This is a genomic window from Acinetobacter sp. NS-4, assembly GCF_037402435.1.
In the GTDB taxonomy this organism is placed as follows: domain Bacteria; phylum Pseudomonadota; class Gammaproteobacteria; order Pseudomonadales; family Moraxellaceae; genus Acinetobacter.
Map to the genome: position 1 here is coordinate 1 of NZ_JBBEUE010000005.1, position 18,585 is coordinate 18,585.

General features: G+C 40.5%; 19 protein-coding genes. 11 read left to right on the forward strand and 8 right to left on the reverse strand.

The window, feature by feature from the left end:
* The first annotated feature begins 743 nt into the window (after positions 1–743).
* The gene (locus WAE57_RS05300; RefSeq protein ID WP_337708907.1) at positions 744–956 is read left to right on the forward strand and encodes a hypothetical protein; all 213 of its coding nucleotides are present in this window, start codon (positions 744–746) and stop codon (positions 954–956) included.
* A gap of 52 nt (positions 957–1,008) precedes the next feature.
* On the opposite strand, the gene bioB is transcribed toward WAE57_RS05300, so the two are convergent.
* Together bioB and queG are read right to left on the reverse strand one after the other, a co-directional pair.
* Positions 1,009–1,998: a biotin synthase BioB gene (bioB, locus tag WAE57_RS05305; RefSeq protein ID WP_086198036.1), complete on the reverse strand. Its 990-nt coding sequence runs from the start codon at positions 1,996–1,998 to the stop codon at positions 1,009–1,011.
* A 303-nt stretch (positions 1,999–2,301) separates the two neighbouring features.
* Positions 2,302–3,396 carry a tRNA epoxyqueuosine(34) reductase QueG gene (queG, locus tag WAE57_RS05310; RefSeq protein WP_337708910.1) on the reverse strand — a complete coding sequence of 365 codons (1,095 nt, stop codon included), beginning with the start codon at positions 3,394–3,396 and terminating at the stop codon, positions 2,302–2,304.
* Between the two features lie 24 nt (positions 3,397–3,420).
* On the opposite strand from queG, the gene WAE57_RS05315 reads away from it, so the two are divergent.
* The 3 genes from WAE57_RS05315 to WAE57_RS05325 are packed head-to-tail and all read left to right on the forward strand — an operon-like array spanning position 3,421 to position 5,546.
* Positions 3,421–4,911, forward strand: coding sequence for an NAD(P)H-hydrate dehydratase (locus WAE57_RS05315; RefSeq protein WP_337708913.1), 1,491 nt, complete (start codon positions 3,421–3,423; stop codon positions 4,909–4,911).
* Positions 4,904–5,179 carry an acylphosphatase gene (locus WAE57_RS05320; RefSeq protein WP_337708915.1) on the forward strand — a complete coding sequence of 92 codons (276 nt, stop codon included), beginning with the start codon at positions 4,904–4,906 and terminating at the stop codon, positions 5,177–5,179. The genes WAE57_RS05315 and WAE57_RS05320 overlap by 8 nt, the downstream gene beginning before the upstream one ends.
* Before the next feature lie 37 nt (positions 5,180–5,216).
* The gene (locus WAE57_RS05325; RefSeq protein ID WP_337708917.1) at positions 5,217–5,546 is read left to right on the forward strand and encodes a hypothetical protein; all 330 of its coding nucleotides are present in this window, start codon (positions 5,217–5,219) and stop codon (positions 5,544–5,546) included.
* 6 nt (positions 5,547–5,552) lie between these two features.
* Here the strand turns inward: WAE57_RS05325 and ruvC are convergent, their stop codons facing one another.
* The gene (gene ruvC / locus WAE57_RS05330) at positions 5,553–6,098 is read right to left on the reverse strand and encodes a crossover junction endodeoxyribonuclease RuvC (protein ID WP_086175879.1); all 546 of its coding nucleotides are present in this window, start codon (positions 6,096–6,098) and stop codon (positions 5,553–5,555) included.
* 122 nt (positions 6,099–6,220) lie between these two features.
* Between ruvC and WAE57_RS05335 the strand changes: the two genes are divergently transcribed.
* Together WAE57_RS05335 and WAE57_RS05340 are read left to right on the forward strand one after the other, a co-directional pair.
* Entirely contained in the window at positions 6,221–6,796 is a 576-nt protein-coding gene (locus tag WAE57_RS05335) for an FxsA family protein (RefSeq protein ID WP_237786535.1), read from the forward strand.
* Between the two features lie 147 nt (positions 6,797–6,943).
* Positions 6,944–7,582: a LysE family transporter gene (locus tag WAE57_RS05340; protein ID WP_337708920.1), complete on the forward strand. Its 639-nt coding sequence runs from the start codon at positions 6,944–6,946 to the stop codon at positions 7,580–7,582.
* Here WAE57_RS05340 and WAE57_RS05345 read toward each other — a convergent pair.
* The gene (locus tag WAE57_RS05345) at positions 7,579–7,767 is read right to left on the reverse strand and encodes a hypothetical protein (RefSeq protein WP_337708922.1); all 189 of its coding nucleotides are present in this window, start codon (positions 7,765–7,767) and stop codon (positions 7,579–7,581) included. The two genes, WAE57_RS05340 and WAE57_RS05345, sit on opposite strands and share 4 nt — an antisense overlap.
* A gap of 315 nt (positions 7,768–8,082) precedes the next feature.
* Between WAE57_RS05345 and WAE57_RS05350 the strand changes: the two genes are divergently transcribed.
* A complete protein-coding gene (locus tag WAE57_RS05350) occupies positions 8,083–8,325 on the forward strand; it encodes a hypothetical protein (RefSeq protein ID WP_086175965.1) in 243 nt (80 codons plus the stop codon).
* Between the two features lie 55 nt (positions 8,326–8,380).
* Here WAE57_RS05350 and metK read toward each other — a convergent pair whose 3' ends face one another.
* Positions 8,381–9,547, reverse strand: coding sequence for a methionine adenosyltransferase (metK, locus tag WAE57_RS05355; RefSeq protein ID WP_086197974.1), 1,167 nt, complete (start codon positions 9,545–9,547; stop codon positions 8,381–8,383).
* A gap of 713 nt (positions 9,548–10,260) precedes the next feature.
* On the opposite strand from metK, the gene tkt reads away from it, so the two are divergent.
* The 3 genes from tkt to WAE57_RS05370 all read left to right on the forward strand — a co-directional run bounded on the left by tkt (position 10,261) and on the right by WAE57_RS05370 (position 13,578).
* Complete coding sequence (gene tkt / locus WAE57_RS05360; protein ID WP_337708924.1) at positions 10,261–12,249, forward strand: transketolase; 1,989 nt, start codon at positions 10,261–10,263, stop codon at positions 12,247–12,249.
* A 164-nt stretch (positions 12,250–12,413) separates the two neighbouring features.
* Positions 12,414–12,629 carry a hypothetical protein gene (locus tag WAE57_RS05365; RefSeq protein WP_086175964.1) on the forward strand — a complete coding sequence of 72 codons (216 nt, stop codon included), beginning with the start codon at positions 12,414–12,416 and terminating at the stop codon, positions 12,627–12,629.
* A gap of 364 nt (positions 12,630–12,993) precedes the next feature.
* Complete coding sequence (locus WAE57_RS05370; RefSeq protein ID WP_337708927.1) at positions 12,994–13,578, forward strand: YceI family protein; 585 nt, start codon at positions 12,994–12,996, stop codon at positions 13,576–13,578.
* Positions 13,579–13,650: 72 nt separating this feature from the next.
* Here the strand turns inward: WAE57_RS05370 and WAE57_RS05375 are convergent, their stop codons facing one another.
* Together WAE57_RS05375 and WAE57_RS05380 are read right to left on the reverse strand one after the other, a co-directional pair.
* Positions 13,651–14,370 (reverse strand): glutamine amidotransferase, encoded by a 720-nt coding sequence (locus WAE57_RS05375; RefSeq protein WP_337708929.1) that lies wholly within the window; start codon positions 14,368–14,370, stop codon positions 13,651–13,653.
* 143 nt (positions 14,371–14,513) lie between these two features.
* Positions 14,514–16,025 carry an aldehyde dehydrogenase family protein gene (locus WAE57_RS05380; protein ID WP_086175871.1) on the reverse strand — a complete coding sequence of 504 codons (1,512 nt, stop codon included), beginning with the start codon at positions 16,023–16,025 and terminating at the stop codon, positions 14,514–14,516.
* A gap of 204 nt (positions 16,026–16,229) precedes the next feature.
* Here WAE57_RS05380 and WAE57_RS05385 point away from each other — a divergent pair, with 204 nt between their 5' ends.
* Positions 16,230–17,411, forward strand: a complete 1,182-nt coding sequence (locus WAE57_RS05385) for a transcriptional regulator (protein WP_337708931.1) — start codon at positions 16,230–16,232, stop codon at positions 17,409–17,411.
* Positions 17,412–17,436: 25 nt separating this feature from the next.
* On the opposite strand, the gene WAE57_RS05390 is transcribed toward WAE57_RS05385, so the two are convergent.
* Positions 17,437–18,405: an alpha/beta hydrolase gene (locus WAE57_RS05390; RefSeq protein WP_337708933.1), complete on the reverse strand. Its 969-nt coding sequence runs from the start codon at positions 18,403–18,405 to the stop codon at positions 17,437–17,439.
* Between the last annotated feature and the right edge of the window lie 180 nt (positions 18,406–18,585).

Sequence of the window (18,585 nt, forward strand, 5' to 3'; positions counted from 1 at the left end):
CTAGCTAAATTAATCTCTGTTGCACTCTCATTTGAGAATCTAAGATAAAATTCATGATCTTGATTTTTGAATAAATTATTGTTTTTCAATATTATTTATATTTTAACATCCGGTAAAATCTAAGATTTTGTTATGTTTTCTTGTCTTTAATGATTGTCTTGTCACTTTAAGGTCTTAAAGGGAATTTTAATTTTGTAATTTTCATCATAAATTATGGTTAAGTTATTTGAATTGTCATAAAAATATGGTAATAAATAGTGGTGATGTTTTTTTAGTCACATTGATATTTCGGGATGAAATGTATTTTTAAAAAAGTTAAATTTTAAAAACAATGAGAAGGGAGTTGGGACGATGCTTCAATTACTTATGAAATTATTTTGCTTACATGTGTATGAATATGAACACATGGAAGAAATAGGGGAACATAAGGAATGCAGAAAGTGTGGAGTGAATAAGCCACTTTAATTGAATTATATTGAACATTAAAAAGTGAGCATAATGCTCACTTTTTAATTTTGAAAAAATAAAAATTAATAGTAAATGAGGACACGCCCTAGCTACTACAGTCTGTATTTTGGGAATTCTTTATAGAGCTAAACTCTATAAAACTGACATGAAAATAATTTTTTCAGCATGACTAACTGCAACTAAATAAAAAATGCAAAATGATTGAGAAAGCAGTAAAAATAAAAAAAGGATAAAATGTTACAATACACCTCTAAAAACTGTTTGAAACTGTATTTATGAGCATGGATTTTACGGCGGATACTTACATTGTAACTGATCGATTGGCAGACACTTTGGTCTGGTTAAGCCATCATCAGGATTGTTTTGATTCGTTCAGTTACGACACTTTTACTCAAGAGTTAGTGGTTTACCATGCCAATGGGGCGGATATTATTCGTGAGGGGAATTATCTCAATGCACATTATGGTATTTTGATTAGCTCTATCTAAATGCTCAAATAAAAAAAGCCCATATGGGCTTTTTTTGTACAAGATGAGAGGTTTAACTTGCCATTGCATCTACAGAAAGTTCTTTAACCGTCGGTTTGGCTTTTTCTGCAATCAAACCCAATTTATCAAATAATTGTTTGTCCTTGCCTTCGCCAGCATTCGGGGTGGTTAAAAGTTTCTCTCCGGAAAAGAGCGAATTGGCACCTGCCATGAAAGCCAGAGCCTGATCCGCATCAGACAAAGATTCTCGCCCTGCGGAGAGGCGGATATAGCTTTTTGGCATAATAATGCGGGCTACAGCAATAGTACGAATCCACTCGGTAATATCCAGTTTTTCCACATCAGCCAGTGGTGTGCCTTCAATAGGCACCAACATATTGATGGGTACCGATTCAGGATGAATTGGTAACGTTGCGAGTTCGTACAAAAGACCAATCCGATCTTTACTGTTTTCACCTAAGCCAACAATCCCACCACTACAGACTTTCATACCTGCTTGACGAACATGATCCAAAGTATTTAAACGGTCATCAAAGGTACGAGTGCTGATGACATTAGAATAGTATTCGCGTGAGGTATCCAGATTATGATTATAGTAGTCTAGGCCTGCATCTTTTAAACGTTCTGCCTGCGATTGATTGAGCATGCCTAAAGTCATACAGGTTTCCAAACCCAGTGACTTTACTTCACGTACCATTTCCAGCACATAGGGCATATCGCGTTCATGCGGATTACGCCAAGCTGCACCCATGCAGAAACGCGATGAACCGGAAGCAAGCGCTTCTTTGGCTTCCTGTATCACTTTATCTACTGCAATACGTTTTTCTGCTTCCAGTTTCGAATCGTAATGTGCCGATTGTGAGCAGTATTTGCAATCTTCAGGGCATTTGCCGGTTTTGATTGAAAGCAATGTGCTGACTTGAATCGTGTTGGCATCAAAATGTTCTCGATGAACCCGTTGTGCCTCAAAAACTAAATCCAGAAAAGGCTGGTTATATAAGGCCTGAATTTCATCTCGTGTCCAATCATTGCGTACATTCATGAATGAAAATCCATAATCATCATTATTCATTGCTTTTATCATACATAATTTATGCTAAAACCAAAGGCATAATTGACCAAATCTCATGGTATCTGTCGATTAAATTTCATCATTTTTCGTTATGATGAAATTGTATATTTAGTTACAAACTAAAGCTTTTTATTGTAAATATCGCTGCAAAGTTTTTTTATTATTTTTATAAGTTTGTTCTGATCTGGAGCTTATGTTTTTTCTTAGGGTAAAACTTTGTCACTATCTTGAATGTAAAAAAAGAGAATTAAATTTTAAATTTAGCTTAAAAATTTAATTGAATTTTAGCAGCTGTTCTTGAATCGCCCAATCAATATGGACTTGCACAATCTCATCATGTAAATCACGTGTCTGCTTTAAAGTTTCCATAATTTCTGTGGAAAATGGCGCATTGCCCAAACCAATCGCAATATTACGCATAAAGCTTTGGTAACCGGTGCGCCGTAGTGGACTACCTTCGGTATGGGCTAAAAAAGTCTGTTCATCCCAATGCCATAAGTCCAGTAAACTGACCTGATCCAGACCATGTCGCGGGTTAAAATCTTCTATGCTGGCTTTCTTGGCAAAACTGTTCCAGGGACAAATCAGCTGGCAATCATCACAGCCAAATACACGGTTACCAATCCCACGGCGCAATTCTTCAGGAATGATGCCTTGATATTCAATGGTCAAATAGGCAATACATTTACGTGCATCCAGCATATAGGGCTCAACAATGGCCTGGGTTGGGCAAATATCAATACACGCTGTACACGAGCCGCAGTGCTTGCTGGTTGGACCGTCAAAGGGTAAATCCAGCGAGGTAAATAGCTCGCCCAGGACAAAAAAAGAACCTGATTTTTTATGAATGAGCAGGGTGTGTTTTCCGGTCCAGCCCATGCCGGCATTTTCAGCCAAAGATTTTTCAAAGATTGGAGCAGAATCAGCAAAGGGACGAGATTCAAAATCTCCCACTTTTTCCCGAATTTTGCTGGCTAATGTTTTGAGACGGCCACGCATGGTTTTGTGGTAATCACGGCCGCGGGCATAACGTGCAATGATGGCGGCATTCGGTTCATCCGGTACATAACGTGGTTTGGGTGTTTCGACCAGATAATTCATCCGTACACAAATGATACTTTTAGTACCAGGCACCAGCAAAGTAGGATCGGCACGTTTTTCCAGATTTTCTTCCAGAAATTTCATGTCGCCGTGATAGCCACGTTTTAAATATTCCTGAAAACGCGGTAATTCTTCTTGAGCATCCGGTTTGGCAATGACACAATCACTAAAGCCTAATTGCAACGCCTGCGCTTTAATCCACGCTTTCAGCGCTTCAGGATCATGTTGATCTACAGGAATTTTTTGTGAAGGTGTGGAAGAAGCCATAATGATATAAAAAAAGGAAGAACAATGCCTCAGCAAGTTTACCATAGCCCTGTTTATCATAGCCAAAGTATTCAAGCCTGGGAACAACGCTGGTTTGCCAAGCAAAACAGTTCTTATGCGCTCATGCAGCAGGTGGCCTGGAGGATTGCGCAGCGTTTAGTTCCTGTTTTTCAACAGGGCAATATACAAAATATCGCAGTCTGCTGTGGGCAGGGCAATAATGCAGGCGATGGTTATCTCACGGCTAAATATTTAAAACAGTATGGTTTTAATGTTGATATTTATGCCGCTGAATTAGGTACATCAAAAGATTTACACAGCGCCTATCAGGAAGTAGTAGAGGCGAAAATAAAGATATATTCAGGTTTTACCTTTCAGAAACCCTATGACTGCTTTATTGATGCCTTATTTGGTATCGGTTTAAATCGTGAACTTAGCTCAGACTGGCAGCAAATTATTCAAACAATTAATGCTCAAACTGGTTTGAAAATTGCCATTGATATTCCAAGTGGCTTACAAGCAAATAGTGGTCAGCCTTTAACCTGTGCCATTAAAGCTGATTACACTTATACAGCTTTGGGCTTAAAAGCTGGACTGTTTACCGGACAAGGCAAAGAGTTTGTTGGACAGGTCGAGGTCATTTCCCTGATTCCTGCCGATGCAGAATTAAAACCGATAGCACAGCTTTCACCGCATAGCATTTCATTACCGCAACGTGAGGCTTTTGGTCATAAGGGCAGTTATGGTCATGTTTTGATTATCGGTGGTCATGCGGATATGGGCGGTGCGGTAATGATGGCAGCCGAATCTGCTTTTAGTGCGGGCGCGGGAAAAGTCACTGTTGTCTGCCATGAAAAACATCACACTGCAATTTTGGCACGTTCACCCAATATCATGCTACGCGATATCAACGCCTTGACCAAAGCTGAGATTCAGCAACTTTTAGATCATGTTGATGCGGTGAGTTTCGGGATGGGACTCGGCCGTGATAGCTGGTCAGAACAGCAATATTTTAAATGGTTCCCTAAAATCAATTCCTCTGCACATTTACATGTGGTGCTGGATGCTGATGCTCTATGGTTTTTAGCCGAGCATCCAGAAGCATTAAAACAGGATAGTTATGCAACACCGCATCCGGGTGAGGCAGCAAAACTGTTACATTGTTCGGTAAAAGAGGTTGAAAGCGACCGGATTACAGCAATTCATAAACTACAGGAAAAATATGCTGGCCAGTGGGTGCTGAAAGGCTCAGGTAGTCTGATTCTGGAAGATCAATTGTGGATTTGTACCGCTGGAAATGCCGGAATGGGAACGGGCGGTATGGGGGATGTATTGGCCGGTATGACTGCAAGTTTAAAAGCGCAATTTGCAGAAAAAATTCATCTGCATGAAATTGTGACTTTGCATGCTTTGGCGGGTGACTTATTGGCTCAGCAAGGCATACGTGGTGTGCAGGCTCATCATATGCATGATGCGGTATATCGTGTAGTAAATACAGGAAGCTGTGATGAATAAGGCGATGAAGTTGCTAATTCAGGGCAAGGTACAGGGAGTTGGTTATCGGCGTTGGTTTGCCAAGCAAGCCTTGGAATTAGAATTGAAAGGTTATGTCCAGAATCTGCAAACGGGTGAAGTTGAAGCCTTGGTTATGGGCGATGAACAGATCATTCAGGAGCTTTTAAAACGAAGTCTGCTGGGGCCGAATCGGGCGGAAGTATCCCGGATTATTCAAACACCAGTCCAGCCCGATGCTCATCTTAAAGAATTTAAAATCCTGTGTTAAATGAAAACTTGATAAGAATAATGATTAAGGGGAAAAGATGGATAAATATCTGGGGGTGGTTATAGTGGTGATCGTTTGTATAGGCATCGTCATCTATACGCAGCGCGCAGATGCTGGTTCAACCAGTAGGTCATTTAAAGACATTGTGCAAAAAGAATTTGGCAAATATAAAGTTGTTGAAAGAAATGATGTGATTCTTATAGGTGAATACAATACACATGACCAATTTGAAGAACGGATCATGATTCGGATTGATCCGAACCAGAAAAAGAATATAAGAAATTTTGGTCGGAGAGTGACTTTCACCTATAGCAAGCAACCCTCAGTCCGGGAAATGCGTCAAGATTTTGCGCAATATCTTTCATGAATTGACTTAGCGTCTGCGAACACTAGATCGGCTACGGCCACGTGCCATGCCACCTAAGGCATTCAGTACCGCCATTTTACTCATACTGCCAGAGGCATGTGCGTGACAAATGGCTGCGGCCAGTGCATCGGCAGCATCCTGTTGCGGTTTGATGCTTAAATTTAAAATTCGCATCACCATCATCTGAACCTGTTCTTTATCCGCTGCACCATAACCGACTACCGATTGCTTGATTTGACGAGCCGTATATTCAGCCACTTGTAAATCCAGATTCACCAAAGCGGCAATCGCGGCACCACGAGCTTGCCCCAGTTTTAGCGCAGAGTCCGGGTTTTGTGCCATAAACACCTGTTCAACTGCGGCTTCGGTAGGGCCATGAAATTTAACAATCCGTTCCACACCTGCAAAAATCCGTTTTAAGCGTTCAGGCATTTCCGGAGTTTCGGTACGAATGGTTCCTGCATCTACAAAAGTCAGTTTCTGCCCATCTCTTTCGATGATGCCGTAACCTGTTAAGCGTGAACCGGGGTCAATACCGATAATTAATGACATGCAAAGCCTTTAAAAATAAAATAATGCCCATATTGTTACATAAGCGTAGCAAAAAAGCTTGATAGTGATTAAGCAGTTAATGACTACACCTTATTCATTTTGTTGAGATTAGATTAATTTTCATGAAATTATTTCTTATTGTACTGGTTGGCTTAATCCTGGAAGTTTTTGTCTGGATTGGCGTGGGTGACCTCGTCGGCAGTATGTGGTACGTATTTTTCTGGTTTGTTGCAGCCTTCTTTATCGGTATGAACCTGATTCGTAAATATTCGGCAGGGGTCATGCCACAGATGCAGCAAATGCAAATGGGGCAAATGACAGGCGATCCTGCCTTGAGCAATAATTTACCTAAAATTTTGGCCGGTTTTTTCCTGCTGATTCCAGGTTTAATTACCGATGTTTTGGCATTGTTAATTTTGATTCCGGGCGTTCAGAATGCCTTTAAAAATGTCATGATGAAAACCATGGCAAAACGTCAGCAAGCCATGATGGATAAAATGATGGGTGGCATGATGGGCAACATGAATGGTATGGGCGGTGATGCTCAAGGACAGAATCCATTTGCCGATTTAATGCGTCAAATGCAAGGCATGCAACAAGGCGGTTCGCAGCGTCACGATTCCAGCATTATTGATGGTGAAGCACGTGAAGTAACGCCGGAAGCGAAAAAAATTGAAATGAAAGATGTGAATAAATAAATCCATCTTTTCTTTTAAAGTTGAAGCCGAATCATTATTCGGCTTTTTTATGTGCTTCATTTTTATCTAAAGTATTTAAAGCATGGAACCATGCAAAAAATTTAACAGGCGATATAATACTGATTTTTAAAAATCTTCCTTATTGCTATGTCATTGCTTTTGACCATTTGTGCACTGCATTTTGTTGCACAGCTTAGCCCCGGGCCGGATGTTTTACTGATTGCCAAAAGTTCAGCATCGACTTCAAGAGCCAATACCTTAAAAATTATTTTGGGAATTTCTTTAGGGATCGTAGTTTGGGTGGTGCTGACCTTGTTGGGCTTTAGCGTACTGATTCAACAGTTCCCATGGATTCAACAGGTTTTAATGCTCGTTGGGGGCTTATTTTTGGCACGTATGGGCTGGGCCATGTTGAATGGAGGGCTCAAAAACCTGCAGCAAGCCACCCGTTTAGATGACAATGCTCCCTCTGGTACAGCTGATGCTAAAAACTATTTATTGCAGGGACTTTTCACCAATCTCTCCAATCCCAAAACGCTGATTTATTTTAGTAGTGTTTTTTCTTTAGCCTTAAGTTCTTCCGCTTCAACACATTTAAAAACCCAGCTGGCTATCATTATTCCCATACAAACTTTTTTGGTTTTTACTTTATTGATGCTGATTCTATCCATGCCAAAAATTAAAACGGCATATCAGCGTTCTGGCAGTTATATTGATGTGATTTCGGGGGGATTATTCCTGATTTTTGCCATCTGGTTATGGTATGACGCATTGGCCATGCTTTAACTTTTTTTACTGGTATTATCAGTTGCAGGTGTATACGGGGGAGTAGTGGATATGACTTCCTCATTTTTTTGTGGCTGTGCATAACGATTGGGGCTTAATGTGGTTTCGGTATTTTCAGAGCCCTGATAGCTCCGACTACGGTTGGCACGTTCGCGTAAGCCGCCTTTTTTAATCAGTTGAACCATTCAATACTCCCAGTCTTCACTGCTATTTTAACTAAAAACATGAGCACATGGGAGAGGATTAAAACCTGCAGGTTAAATTGTGAGGTATTCCATTGTGTTACAAATAGTGTCTCTTGTTTTTGATGGTTAATGAATATATTTTATTAAAAATGAGTATTTGGGGTGAGTATTTAAAATATTTATATTGGAGTTAATTTTAATTATTGATAAATAAGCTTGTATCTTAAAAAAGACTGGCATAAGATTTTAGTGAGGCTCCAGTCTATCGGCTATAAGCGGATGGAAAATAAAAACAAAATTGGCAGGAGTATACTTATGTTATATCAATATCATTGTGCCTGTTGTAACAAGGTTGTTGAATCAACCGAAAAAGAATGTACAAATTGCGGTTCACATAATATTAAAAGCCCTTATGGTTTCTGGATTTTTTGTGTTTTAACATGCCTGGCTGCGGTAATTATCTTTAAAGTCGTACATGTTTATTTGCAAGACCATCAGGAAACACCGGTGCAAATTTCTTTACTCGATGTTTTAAATGGAGGAGGGAAAAGCAAATAATGTATAATTCCAGCAACAAAAAAGCCCACAGATGTGGGCTTTTTGATGAAAAAAATTACAGTCCAGCAGAGGCTTTAAGCGCTTCAACTTTATCTGTTTTTTCCCAAGTAAATGCAGTATCTGAACCTTGACGGCCAAAGTGACCATAAGCAGCAGTTTGCTTATACATCGGTTGAATCAGGTCTAACATGCGGGTAATACCATACGGGCGCAAGTCAAAGTGTTCACGAACCAATTGAATAATGAATTCTTCAGGCACTTTTGCAGTATTAAATGTATTGATTGAAATTGAAGTTGGCTCAGCAACGCCAATCGCATAAGACACCTGAATTTCACACTTGTCAGCCAGGCCAGCTGCAACGATGTTTTTCGCAACATAACGACCTGCATAAGCAGCAGAACGGTCAACTTTAGATGGGTCTTTACCAGAGAAAGCACCACCACCATGACGTGCCATACCGCCGTAAGTATCGACAATAATTTTACGACCGGTTAGACCACAGTCACCTACAGGACCACCAATCACAAACATACCGGTAGGGTTGATGTGGAATTTGGTGTCTGCATGGAACATTTCTGCAGGAATGATTTTCTTCACGATTTCTTCAATCACAGCTTCTTTAAGATTGGCTTGTGAAATTTCAGGATCGTGCTGGGTTGATAATACCACTGCATCTAAACGAACAGGCATGCCATTTTCATAAGCAAAAGTCACCTGACTTTTCGCATCTGGACGTAACCACGGTAAACGGCCATTACGGCGTAGTTCAGCCTGTTTTTCCATTAAGCGATGTGCATAAGAAATAGGAGCAGGCATCAAAACATCAGTTTCACGGCTTGCATAACCAAACATTAAACCTTGGTCACCGGCACCTTGATCTTCAGGTTTTTGACGGTCTACACCTTGAGCAATTTCAGGAGACTGTTTACCAATCATGTTGATGACAGCACAGGTTGAACCATCAAAACCAAGGTCAGAATGGTGATAACCAATACCATTTACGGTTTGACGTACAATTGCTTCGAAGTCAACATTTGCAGTTGTTGTGATTTCACCGGCAAGTACTACCGCACCCGTTTTTACAAGCGTTTCACAAGCAACCCGTGCATATGGGTCTTCTGTTAAGATTGCATCCAAAATAGCGTCACTGATTTGGTCAGCCATTTTATCCGGATGGCCTTCGCTTACAGATTCCGAGGTAAATACAGCGTACTCGCGCATAAGTCCTATCACAGTTAATTTTAAAGACCCGATATGTTACATCGAGTTAGACTTTTGGACTAGTTCTACACGACCAAAATGACTGAAATTATTTCAATTTCACGACTTTTTAATTGATATATGCATCCAAAAAACTGATAAGCAGAAGAAATTCGGCTTTAAAGCTGGAATTTAGGCCTGAACGAATTTTGTTAAGCAAATATTTAATCAGGGATTGAAAAGTGTGACTGCTATTGATTGGAAACTTTTATGGAGATTGGAAAATGTGTTTTATAATATGAATAAAATTATAAATATTATGTATTTATTTTATTTACTAGGTAAAAATTTATACTTAATAAAGCTTGAGATGATTAAATTGAATAAAAGTTAATACGATAAAAGTAAAAATTAAAAGATGTTGAATTTTTCAGTTGGTTATATTTAAGCTGAATTTTATTCATCTTTTTGGATTTTTCTGTTTATTCCTCAATCTGAAGGGTGGAGTTCAGTTTGCTCCAAAATAAATCAGTCATGACATTTATCCATGAACTAAGTGTTTGCAAATGATGTGAAATTGAGCTCTGCCTGCATTAAAATAAGCCCAGTCACGAATAAATAGTGAAATGTTGAGTATTAGGCTTTACCCCTTGCTGTTTTTTTAAGACAATATAGCCAGCTTTGAATTTTCCTATTCATCATATTCTTTAAACGATTTAGTTGGACTCTGACCTATGACAACCCCGCTTAACGAACGTCGTATTGCAAACGCAATTCGTGTATTGGCAATGGATGCTGTGCAAAAAGCAAATTCAGGACATCCAGGTGCTCCAATGGGGATGGCAGACATCGCTGATGTCGTTTGGCGTGAATTTTTAAATCATAACCCAACAAATCCACAATGGGCCAACCGTGACCGTTTCGTATTGTCGAATGGCCATGGCTCTATGTTGCAATATGCGTTATTGCATTTGACTGGTTATGATCTTTCTATTGAAGATTTAAAATCTTTCCGCCAGTTACATTCTAAAACTCCAGGTCACCCGGAATTGGGTTATGCACCTGGTATTGAAACAACCACTGGTCCATTGGGTCAAGGTATTGCCAATGCTGTTGGTTTTGCACTTGCTGAAAAAACTTTAGCTGCGCAATTCAACAAAGATGACATTAAAGTTGTTGACCATTTTACTTACTGTTTCCTAGGTGACGGTTGCTTAATGGAAGGTGTTTCTCATGAAGCATGTTCATTGGCAGGTACTTTGGGTCTCGGTAAACTTGTTGCTTACTATGATGACAACGGTATTTCAATTGACGGTGAAGTTGAAGGCTGGTTCTCTGACGATACAGAGCAACGTTTCTTAGCTTACGGCTGGCAAGTGATTAAAGTTGATGGTCACGATGCTGCTGCAATCCGCCAAGCAACTGTTGCAGCAAAAGCTGAAACTGCTAAACCTACTTTAATTATCTGTAAAACTGTGATTGGTTTAGGTTCTCCAAATAAACAAGGTAAAGAAGATTGTCACGGTGCACCACTCGGTAATGATGAGATTGCATTAACTCGTGAAGCGCTGGGCTGGAAAGAAGAAGCATTTGTTATTCCTGCTGATGTATATGCAGCTTGGAATGCAAAAGATAAAGGTGCTCAATCTGAAGCTGCGTGGAACGAAACTTTCGCTGCTTATGCTGCAAAATACCCAGCTGAAGCGGCTGAACTTAAACGTCGTTTAAGCGGTGAATTACCGGCTGATTTCGTTGCTAAAGCAGATGCTTATATCGCTGAAGTGAATGCAAAAGCAGAAACTATTGCAACGCGTAAAGCAAGCCAAAATGCTTTACAAGCACTTGTACCTTCACTGCCAGAAGTACTAGGCGGTTCTGCTGACCTTGCAGGTTCTAACCTGACTTTGTGGAAAGGTGCACAAGGTGTACAAGACAATCCAGCGGGTAACTACGTACACTATGGCGTACGTGAATTCGGTATGACTGCAATTGCCAACGGTGTTGCACTACACGGTGGTTTCATTCCTTACGTTGCTACATTCTTGATGTTTATGGAATATGCACGTAATGCAGTGCGTATGTCTGCACTGATGAAACAGCGTGTGATTCATGTTTATACTCATGACTCAATTGGTCTGGGTGAAGATGGTCCTACACACCAACCTGTAGAACAGATTGCATCTTTACGTGGTACGCCTAACTTAAATACATGGCGTCCATGTGACACTGTAGAAGCTTCTATTTCCTGGAAATCTGCATTGTTACGTAGCGAAGGCCCTACAGCGTTAATCTTCTCTCGTCAAAACTTGCCATTCCAAACACGTAATCAAGCACAAATTGAGAACGTGGCTAAAGGTGGTTATGTACTGGCTGAAGAAAAAGGCGAATTGAAGGCCATCATCATTGCTACAGGTTCAGAAGTTTCATTAGCAATGGAAGCACATGCACAGCTTGAAGGTGTACGTGTGGTATCTATGCCGTGTGCAGAAGAATTTGTGAAACAGGATGCAGCTTACCGTGAAGCAGTTCTTCCATCTCATATTCGTGCACGTGTTGCTGTTGAAGCAGCTCATGTCGATTACTGGTGGAAATTTGTTGGTCTTGACGGTCGTGTGATCGGTATGACCACTTATGGTGAGTCTGCTCCAGCGAAAGACTTGTATCAGTACTTCGGTATTACCACTGAAGCGGTTGTTGCAGCGATTAAAGAAATTACAGCTTAATTCATCACGAATTAACAGTTAAAAAGACGCCCCAGTAAAAGGGGCGTCTTTTATTTTTTAAAATAACGATATTTCAACGAATGATTAAAAATGAAGGTTTAAAATTTAATCATTCATTGGAGTATTCAGTATAAATGGCAGCGTGCTGCCAAAGCGAGGAAAATATGAGCCTTTATGATCAGATTAATGATGAAATTGTCCTGATGGATGCGGGTGAGCAAAAGTGGATCGGTCAAGATTTGCCGCTTGCAAGCATGATGGCTGTTGAACTGATGCTGCAAGATCTGCAAGAAGATAAAGTGATTAAAATCCGCCGTAAAAACCATGAGAAGCATACCGGTATGAAACAGGTGGATCGTATTCTGGTGGAAAAGTTATAGAGATGAAAACTCTGTAAAAAGCCCCAAATGGGGCTTTAATTATTTTGGAAATTTAGAAGTCATCTGTTGTGTACAGCCTAATTTGCATTACTTATCATCATGATTTTTATAAACTGTAGATTTTTGTATTAAATCATTAATAAAAAGACAAGAAAGCTGCAAGGGCATAAAATTGCAGATCACGATTTAAAATAATTTATGATAATTATCAATATATTAAAATAATAACATTGCATCGTTTCATTTATTGCCCTAGGTAAGCCGGTAATTGTTCTATTCTTGCAACATATCGTTTTATCTATATCGGTGAATTAAGATAAGAAAGGTATAGACTAATAACCATTCCAAAGCGAGATAATGACACATGAATTTCAAAGCAATAACTTTAGGTTTGGCGGTAGCATCGGTAGCAACATTGTCTTTGGCAAAACCGGTGGCTTACCAAATTGATCCAACCCATACAGCGACTGTATTTACCTGGAACCATTTTGGTTTTTCTACCCCATCTGCAAACTTTAGCGACATTCAAGGTACCATTAACGTAGATAATGCAAAACCTGCAAATTCATCTGTAAATGTGACCATTCCTTTATCGAGTTTAAATACCAACGTAAAAGCATTGGATGAGCATTTAAAAACAGCAGATTTTTTTGATGCAGCTAAGTATCCAAACATCACTTTTAAAAGTACCAAAGTTCAAGCTTTAGGTAAAAACAAATACAAAATCACGGGTAACCTGACTGTAAAAGATGTAACTAAACCGGTAGTTTTAGATGTAGTTTTAAACAAACAGGGCGTACACCCAATGACTAAAGCTGAGTCTATTGGTTTCAATGCAACGACTTCATTCAACCGTTCAGCATTTGGCGTAGGTGCTTATGTTCCGAATGTAGGCGATAAAATCACGGTAAACATTACCACTGAAGCCTCTGTTCCTGCGAAAAAATAAGTACGAATTGGCTCATAAAAAAGCACCATTGAGATGGTGCTTTTTTATTGGAAGTTAATTTAACAAGTTAATTTAAATTGCTGAAATCTGTTTAAGATATGCCTGCAATACAGTATGTGCCTGTACTTCTAATGCAGTGGCGTATTTTTCATTATCTGCGCGCAAAGCAGGGATGTTGATATTGGCTTTTCGTAACTCACAGGTATGGCCAATCAGCCATTTTTCCAGACTTTCTGGGGCAACTTCAAGATGAAATTGTAAGGCCAGAATATTTTTCCCCACAGAAAATGCCTGATGAGGATAAACTTCTGAACCTGCTAATAATGTAGCCTGTTCAGGCAAATCGAAGGTATCGCCATGCCAGTGTAATACAGCAGTTCCAGTTAATGGCTCAAGCAGATTATTTGCATGATCTGTAATATGGAGTTGGCTCCAGCCAATCTCTTTTTGATGGCCTGCATAAACTTTGGCACCCAAGGCATGGGCAATCAGTTGAGCACCCAGACAGATGCCTAAAGTGGGCAAGTTTTCTTTTAAGCGAACTTTTAGTAAGTCTATTTCTTGTTGTAAGAAAGGATAGTCTGCTGTTTCATACACTCCAATCGGTCCACCTAAAATAATGGTTAACCCTTTGTGCTGCATAGCCTTAGTTAAATCATCTACACCGGCTTCAAAATAACGCACCCGAAAACCGAGTTGATAAAAGACATCTTCTAATGCCCCCAAGTCTTCAAAGGCAAGATGTTGAATGGCATAAATGGTGTCGGGAAAATCTGGAGAGGCTGTAGTCATACTGTTTTTTCTAAGCGGTCAGGAATAAGAGCAATTTAGCTTGAATAGTCATAAAAATGAAGATTTCTCTAGGGACTCTTTGTAATTTAAAGCAAAAAAAGCGAACCGAAGTTCGCTTATTTATGCTTTACACAGATAGGTTTTTAGAAGAAGCCCATTGGCTTGGTGGCATAGCTCACCAGCAAGTTTTTGGTTTGCTGGTAATGATCAAGCATCATCTTGTGGTTTTCACGTCCAATACCTGATTTTTTATAACCACCGAATGCAGCATGTGCAGGGTAGATATGATAACAATTGGTCCATACACGACCCGCTTCAATCGCACGGCCTGCACGATATGACGTATGCGCTGAACGTGACCAGACACCTGCACCTAAACCATAGATGGTATCGTTGGCAATTTTGATGGCATCATCAAAATCTTTAAAGGTGGTCACTGCAAGTACCGGTCCAAAAATTTCTTCCTGGAATGTACGCATGTCATTGGTGCCTTTGAAAATGGTCGGTTCAATGTAGAAACCTTGGCCGACTTCATGGCGTGCTTCACCACCCGTCAGTAGTTCAGCACCTTCTCCACGGCCGGTTGCGATACAGCCAAGAATCTTGTCTTGTTGTTCCTGGGAAGCCTGTGCCCCAATCATGGTGTCGGTATCTAGCGGATGACCGGTCTTAATGCGTTTTACACGCTCTACTGCCATCTCTAAGAACTGGTCAGCAATACTTTCCTGAACCAAAGCACGTGATGGACAGGTACAGATTTCCCCCTGGTTCAGGGCAAACATGGTAAAGCCTTCCAGTGCTTTTTCTAGGTAGTCATCTTGTTGCGCCATGACATCTTCAAAGAAAATGTTTGGTGATTTACCGCCCAACTCCAAGGTTACCGGAATAATATTTTCGGTGGCATATTGCATGATCTGCTGACCGACAGCTGTTGAGCCAGTAAATGCAATTTTGGCAATACGTGGGTTGGTAGCCAATGGGCGACCCACTTCAACGCCATAACCATTCACAACGTTTAATACACCTGCAGGCAACAGGTCTTGAATCAGTTCAACCAGCACCAAAATACTGACCGGAGTTTGTTCAGCCGGTTTTAAAACAATACAGTTACCTGCAGCCAGAGCCGGAGCTAGTTTCCAGGTTGCCATTAAAATCGGGAAGTTCCATGGAATGATTTGTCCGACTACACCTAAAGGTTCATGAAAATGGTAGGCAATAGTATCTTCATCGATTTCTGAAATGCCGCCTTCTTGTGCACGGATACAGCCGGCAAAATAGCGGAAATGATCAATCGCCAAAGGAATATCGGCAGCCAGGGTTTCACGAATCGGCTTACCATTATCCCAGGTTTCAGCAACCGCCAAAAGCTCCAGATTGGCTTCTAAACGGTCGGCAATTTTTAACAGGATATTGGAACGGGTCGTTGGCGATGACTTGTTCCATTGTGCTTTGGCTTTATGTGCCGCATCAAGAGCCAGTTCAATATCTTCAACGCTAGAACGCGGAACTTTGGTGAAGGCTTTGCCATCTACAGGCGAAATATTGTCAAAGTATTCTCCTTTGACAGGAGCTACCCATTGTCCACCAATGAAGTTTTCATATTGGGCTTTAAACTGAACTTTTGAACCAGGTTGGTTAGGATCGACGTAACGCATATGTATTTCCTTTGCTTATTTTAGTGTCTTAAAACCGTATCTACAGCTTTGGTATATAAGGTACTTGTGTACATTATATGATTAGCATAACCTGAATAAGGTTGGAGAAAGGTTGGATACAAGAAGGTTTACAATCTTTTCAATCCAGCATAAAAAATAGCGATTACAGTGGATGTAAATCATGAATTGTTGTGAGAATAAGGAATGATGACAAAACAAAATTTGATGCAAAAAAGGCATAAAATTGATCAGTTTAGGCAAAGTAGCAGTTTATCTGTCTTACATGCGGAACAACTGGGTCAAAGTATTGCGAGTTCCTGGCAACGTTCATCCTCGGCCGAAATTCCCAAGGACCGTTTAGCCGCTCCACTGGTCCACTTACAAAAAGAAACCTATCCTTCGGCTTTGGCAAATGCCTTGCAACATTGTGCACAGGATTTAAAGCATATTGCCGAACAGTCTTCGATGGTGATTGCAGTCGGGGATATCGGTAGCACCATTATCTGGACGGCATCCAGCCCACAAATGCAGAGTGCAGCAGAAAGTGTGCATTTTATTGAAGGCGGGCAATGGCGCGAGGAACTGGTCGGAACCAATGCCTTGGCACTGTCATTAAAAACCCAGCAATCCAGTTGCGTTTTTTCTAACGAACATTACATGCCTTCCATTCATGATTGGGTCTGTTATGCTGCCCCGATTATTGATCCTTATTCCAAACAGGTGTTGGGGGTGATTGACTTGTCGACCACCTGGCAAAAGCATAACAGTTTGGGACTGCTTGCAGCGGAACGCTGTGCTTCGATTATTCAATCGGCTTTGCTGGAATACCAAAAGCAGCGTCTGTTTATTCGGGCTTTTTCTGTGCCTCAGGTTTTGTTTAACGGCAAGGTGCTGGTTCTGACCCCACGCCAAATTGAAATTTTGACCATCCTGGCCTTATGTCCACAAGGTTTAAGCCTGGATAATCTACATCAGGCTTTATATGGTGAGCGAAAAGTCAGTATAGGCACCTTAAAAGCAGAAATGTCACAGTTGCGTGATGTACTGGGTGGTATGCTGGGTTCCAGACCTTATCGGTTGTTGGCCCATGTCGAGGCTGACTTTTTATTGACAGAACAGTCTTTGGATGCCGGCTATATTGATTCGGCCTTAAAACTGTGCACCGGCATATTTTTAGCCAAAACGGAAAGTCCTTTTTTATGTGCCTGGCGCGATTGTCTGGAATCACGTTTAAGTGATGCCATCTTCAAAGCCAATGAAACCGATGTTTTACTTAAACATGTGGCACGTTTTCCTGAAGCGATTGATGCGGTGGAGCGCTTGATTGAGCTGATGCCCAGAACCCATCCCGTGCATCAAACTTTGCTTAAATATAAAGATAATTAATGCCAATATTGCTGCATCATTATCTTTATAAACCTTTCAGTTCTAGCCATTCAAACAGCTGTTGATAGACATTTTCGCGCACCGATTTTTCAGACAGCACCAAATCATGTAAGCCATTTTTGATTTCGCTGAGGGTGACATCACCTTTAATTTTTTTGGCATATTTGTCTATATGTTTGACATCCAGAATCACATCACTGGTTTGAGCATATTTATGCCATTTTTTCGGATTTTTGGTTTGGTGTGAATGCATGACCAAGGCAGGGACATTTAATGTCACTCCTTGATGAATTTCTTTTTGTGCTTCAAAAATTGCCCTTACAAAACTCAGGCGTACCAAAGGGTAGGAAGGCGGTTTCCAGTCCAGATTAAAGTACCATTCGCCATGGAAATTTTTATGCAGGCTGGGGGTATACCATTTATTCAGATTGCTGGGAATTTTTAAATCCGGACAAATTTTGCCGACCCGGCTTAAATTGGGAAGGCCGAGCTTTTTTTTGATCGGATTCATGTTGAAGTCATAAAAGGGACTATTGACCCAGAGTGCCTTAATTAAAGGATGATCAGGGTGATGTGCAGCATATAAAGTGGTGGTGAGTCCGCCTGTCGAATGGCCAGAGAGCAGAACGGCATCATGCCCTTCAGCCGCAATAATGTTTAAGGCTTCAGTAATTTCGGCATCGTATTCGGCAATTTCACGTACGTTATAATATTTTTGATGAGGCAGAATCGAGCGGCCATATTTACGTAAATCGAGTGCATAAAAGTCAAAACCATGCTGGTTAAACAATTCTGCCATTTCGGTTTGAAAAAAATAATCAATAAAACCATGAATATATAATACGGCTTTGTTTGTGGCTTGCGCTGCTTTTTTTCGGATTAAAGTAGCCGTAACTTGTCCTTCATAATCATCGGGGAAATTTAAAGTGGCCTGTTCATAGCCTGTACCTAATACATCTAATTGATAAAGGGGAAGGGTGCTGCCATTGCTCATTTTTATACTCATTTAGAATCATCTGCTTTTTTCTTATCCTTCCTGATGAGCAGTGATTTGTCAAATTGAATTATTTTTATAAAAAAAGAAGCAACCGCAGTTCTTTATCCTGTAATAAAAGGAACAGGATAAGCCAAGAAAGGGTACCGGATACTTTTTCTTGGCGCACTTCTTGACGAA